The organism is Mesorhizobium sp. M1E.F.Ca.ET.041.01.1.1, from assembly GCF_003997355.1.
Lineage (GTDB): Bacteria > Pseudomonadota > Alphaproteobacteria > Rhizobiales > Rhizobiaceae > Mesorhizobium.
Genome location: NZ_RZSL01000512.1, coordinates 1 through 4426 on the forward strand (window position 1 = coordinate 1; position 4426 = coordinate 4426).

A 4426-nucleotide genomic window follows, 5' to 3' on the forward strand; every position below is an offset into this window, starting at 1 on the left:
ATTGGCGACGCGGGCGGGATTGGTGGTGAAATCCGGATTGGCGGGCAACTCGGTCAGACCGACAACCGCGCAGAACTTGGCGAACTGGCTGTCATTGCCGACGGCAAGGATGATGTGGCCGTCCTTCACCGGCAGCACCTCGTAGGGCGCGATGTTCATATGGGCGTTGCCCATCTGCACCGGCGACTTGCCAGAAACCAGATAGTTAAGGTTCTGGTTGCCGAGCGCCGAGATCTGGCTGTCGAAAAGCGCCATGTCGATGTGCTGGCCTTCGCCGGTCTTCTCGGCATGGCGCAGCGCCGCCTGGATGGCGATCACCGAATAGAGGCCGGTGAAGAGGTCGGAGATGGCGACGCCCGCCTTTTGCGGCTCGCGGCCGGCCTCGCCGGTGATCGACATCATGCCGGCCATCGCCTGGATGATGAAATCGTAGCCCGCGCGCGGCGCGTAGGGACCGTCCTGGCCGAAGCCGGTGATCGAGCAATAGACGAGGCGCGGATTGATCTTCTTCAGGGTCTCATAGTCGAGGCCGTATTTCTTCAGACCGCCAAGCTTGAAGTTCTCGATCAGCACGTCGGCCGTGGCGACCAGCCGGCGGAGCGTATCGGCGCCCTCGGGCTTGGAGAAATCGATGGCGATCGAGCGCTTGCCGCGATTGCAGGAGTGATAATAGGCCGCCGACAGGTTCTCGCAGTCATGGCTCATGACGAAGGGCGGGCCCCATTTGCGGGTGTCGTCGCCGCCGTCCGGGCTCTCGACCTTGATGACATCGGCGCCGAGATCGGCGAGCAATTGTCCGGCCCACGGCCCCGCCAGAATGCGGGCGAGTTCGATAACGCGGATGCCTTTCAGCGGAGGTTCGGCCATGGATCACCGTGATGGGGTCGAAAGCGCAGCCTAGAATCTTGCTTGTGCATGTCGTTATCCCAAACCGCTGCGCACTTTTGGGCGACATGCACTATCAATCGTAGCCAGCTCTGTCACGACTCATGCAGTAGGCCACGCCGGTCACGCCTTAAGCACGCTGTCAGCCCATGCAACGAAATCGCTCATGATGATGTCGCGGTTGATCTCGTTCAGGCTTTCGTGACGGGTGTCGGCGTAAACCTTTGAAACCAGATTCGAAAAGCCCATTCTGTCCATGCGCCGGGCGAGGTGGTGAACCCCTTTGCCATAGTCCGACGCCGGGTCCTTCTCTCCGCCCACCAGATTGACGAAAAGGTCGCGGCGTACGCCAGCGAAGCTGGAATCCTTGCCGGCGTGCTGGGCCATGCCGACCACGTCGCGCCACATCGAGATGGAGGCGTCCCAGCCGCAGAGTGGGTCGGCGATGTATTTGTCGACCTCGACGGGGTCGCGCGACAGCCAGTCGAACAAGGTCCGATGGTTGGGCACGGCCTTGCCCCAGGCCTGGAAGGTCAGCCTGGGCAGCAGGCGCGAGGGCACGTCGGAGCCCAGCCGCATCCGTTCCCAGCCGAGGATGCCCAGCGCCAGCTGGCCGAGCAGGCCAGCTGAGAAATTGCCGTTCCAGATGGCGGCGGCATGGATGCGATCGGAGTGCCGGAGCACGAAATTCAGCGTGATCGAGGCGCCGAGCGAATGTCCAAAAGCGATCACCGGCAATCCCGGATGCTCGACGGCGATGAGGTCGTGGACGGCGCCGACGTCGGCGATCACCTTGGCGATGCCGTCGACGTCGGCGAACCTGCCGAGCGGCGCATCGGGCGCCTTTGTCGCGCCATGGCCGCGATGGTCATGGGCATAGACATGGAAGCCGCGGTCCCCAAGGAAATCGGCAAAGCGGGCGTAACGCGCGGCATGCTCGGCCAGACCGTGGTTGATCTGGACAACGGCGCGCGGATTTCCGCCGGCATGTTTCACATAAAGGTTGAGGTCGGCCCCGCTCGGTGAGGCCAGCCTGGTCTGTTTGTCGAATGGCATGTCTCGCTCCCTTCGCGACTGATGGGCGAGGGTTTCGGCGGCGTCAAGAGAGCGATCGACCATGGTGCAATAAGCGCAGGGGCCGAAGGCGTTCACATGGGGATTATTTTCGCCTGGCGAAAAAGATCGTAATTCTGACACTTCGCCTGTTCTAGTGTGACGAATTCAATACGGTTCAATGATCGCCGGGAGAGCGGGAATGCGGGTTTGGGCATTGTGGGGTTCGGTCGTTTTGGCTCTGGTTGGCGCCGGCGTGGCGCGGGCCGATGTGAAGATGAGCGGCACCTTCGTGGCCGACAGCGCCTGTCCGGCGACGCAGGCGATCAAGAGCGGCAAGAATCCCGGCAACGTGTCCACCGAAGCGGGACAAAGCTATCAGCTTCTGGCCGGCAACAAGGACGAGCCCACGCATTATCTGATCCAGGTGCCGGGCGCCGATCCGGAACGGCGGTGGGTGAAGATCAGTTGCGGCCATATCACCGGCGGCAGCGCCGCGACCGCGCCGGCGCCCGCAGGCCAGACCAAGCCGTCGCAGCCTGCTTCAGGCAAGCCTGAATATGTGTTCGCGCTGAGCTGGCAGCCGGCCTTCTGCGAGACCAAGGGCAGCAAGCCCGAATGCAAGGCGCAGAACCCCAGTGAATTCGACGCTTCCCACTTCACCTTGCACGGGCTGTGGCCGCAGCCGAACGGCAATTTCTATTGTCAGGTGCCGGCTGGCGACAAGGCCAACGACAACCCGGCGCATTGGGCGGATCTGCCGCCCGTCGATCTCGATGCCAATACGCGCGCCGAGCTCGACCAGGTGATGCCGGGCACGGCTTCCAAGCTGGAGCGTCACGAGTGGATCAAGCACGGCACCTGCTACGGCAAGAGCCAGCAGGAGTATTTCGCCGACGCGCTCAATCTGATGCGCGCCGTGAATGCTTCGCCGGTGCGCGACCTCTTCAACAAGAACATCGGCAAGCAACTGACGTCGGATCAGATCCGCGGCGCTTTCAACCAGGCCTTCGGCGCCGGCGCCGGCGACCGTGTGCGCGTTTCATGCCTGGTCGATCCGTCAAGCGGCAGGCGGCTGATCGGCGAGCTGACGCTCGGCCTCTCCGGTCCGATCAGTCCCGACAGCAAGCTCGCCGACCTGCTCATGGCGTCGGCGCCGACGGGCAAGGCCGGTTGTCCGAAGGGCACGGTCGACGCGATCGGATTCCAGTAAGAACTCAGCAGCCGAATTTTGGCTTCGAAGTCAGGCGGTCTTCGGGGCCGCCTCGCGGATGACGGCGTCGCTGCCCGGTTCGCCGATCACGCGGTCGCGGCCGCTCGACTTGGCCTTGTAGAGGCGCTGGTCGGCAAGCGCGAAAATGTCGGCCAGGCAACGCGTCGTCTCGCTGACGGTGGACACGCCGGCGCTTACGGTGATGTTGAAGCGGCTGGTATGGGCCGAGGTCTTCACCGCGTTCCTGATAGCTTCGCCGAGCAGCCTCGCCAGCGCATGCGGCTGCGGGCAGAGGATCGCAAATTCCTCGCCGCCGATCCTGAACACCTGATCCGCGTTGCCGGCAGTCTCGATCAACAAGGCGGCCATCGACTTCAGCACCTTGTCGCCCTCGGCGTGGCCGAACCGGTCGTTGATCGATTTGAAATGGTCGACGTCGACGATGAGCAGGCTGAGCGGCTTGGCGGTCCGGATCCCCGCCGCGACAGCCGCCTCGCCGTCGGCATCGAAGCTGCCGCGATGGAGCAGTCCGGTCAAGCCATCGCGGCCGACATGCTTGACCAGCGCCTCGTAGCGTTCGCGGTAGGTGAGCGTATCGAAGATATCGGAGAGCCCGCGCGGCAGCGTGATGTCGTGATCCTCGACCCATCTCAGATAGGCGACGAGCATGCCGCTGTAAGCGAGCGCCGCGACCATCTTGGCGAACCAGCCGCCGAAGAAGACCGAGATCGGCGCGCCGGCGACGAAATGCAGCGCGGCGAAGAAGCCAGCCTGGTCGAATGTCAGCACGCAGGCGACGCAGGCGAGGATACGGGCGAAAGGCAAGTGGCGCAGATAGGCGCCGAGCTTCTCGTAGAGCAGGATGATCAGGATGGCGTCGACGAAGAGCAGCGAGGTTCCCCACACCATCAGCCAGCCCATTTCATCGATGAAGCCGATATCGGGGACCCGGCCGTCGGGAAGCGGCGAAATCGCGTGCAGGCGCAGGACGAGCACCAGTCCGATCAGCAAGCCATTGCCAAGCAGCAGGCCATAGATCGGCTGGCGCACGGTCGCCGCGTCTTCCTTCATGTAGAGGAGAAGCAGCATCACCAGCTTGCCGGAAAACATCACGGCCGAGCCTGGCGAGACCATGCCGAAGGGCAGCGCGACGTAGAAGGCGCTGGCGAGATAGGTTTCGAGGAAATGCATGACGCCGAGCGCGCAGACGAACACGCCGAGCCCGATGCGGCGCCTGAAGCGGAAGAGCGTGACCATGGCCCCGAAATAAAGAAC

The 4426-nt window shown here is 63.5% G+C and carries 4 protein-coding genes; 1 reads left to right on the forward strand and 3 read right to left on the reverse strand.

What is annotated here, in order from left to right; genetic code table 11:
* Positions 1-867 (reverse strand): CaiB/BaiF CoA-transferase family protein (locus EOA38_RS29025; RefSeq protein ID WP_145966106.1); only part of this gene is annotated, 867 nt, incomplete at its 3' end.
* Between the two features lie 141 nt (positions 868-1008).
* The gene (locus tag EOA38_RS29030) at positions 1009-1941 is read right to left on the reverse strand and encodes an alpha/beta hydrolase (protein ID WP_127300855.1); all 933 of its coding nucleotides are present in this window, start codon (positions 1939-1941) and stop codon (positions 1009-1011) included.
* A gap of 199 nt (positions 1942-2140) precedes the next feature.
* Between EOA38_RS29030 and EOA38_RS29035 the strand changes: the two genes are divergently transcribed.
* Entirely contained in the window at positions 2141-3151 is a 1011-nt protein-coding gene (locus tag EOA38_RS29035; RefSeq protein ID WP_126093053.1) for a ribonuclease, read from the forward strand.
* Positions 3152-3181: 30 nt separating this feature from the next.
* Here the strand turns inward: EOA38_RS29035 and EOA38_RS29040 are convergent.
* On the reverse strand, positions 3182-4426 hold a 1245-nt coding region (locus EOA38_RS29040; RefSeq protein WP_145966107.1), incomplete at its 5' end, for a GGDEF domain-containing protein.

What these genes read in the sequence shown, in the direction of transcription:
- EOA38_RS29030 (WP_127300855.1), bottom strand. Translation starts at nt 1,941, where the DNA reads ATGCCATTCGACAAACAGACCAGGCTGGCCTCACCGAGCGGGGCCGAC.
- EOA38_RS29035 (WP_126093053.1), top strand. Translation starts at nt 2,141, where the DNA reads ATGCGGGTTTGGGCATTGTGGGGTTCGGTCGTTTTGGCTCTGGTTGGC.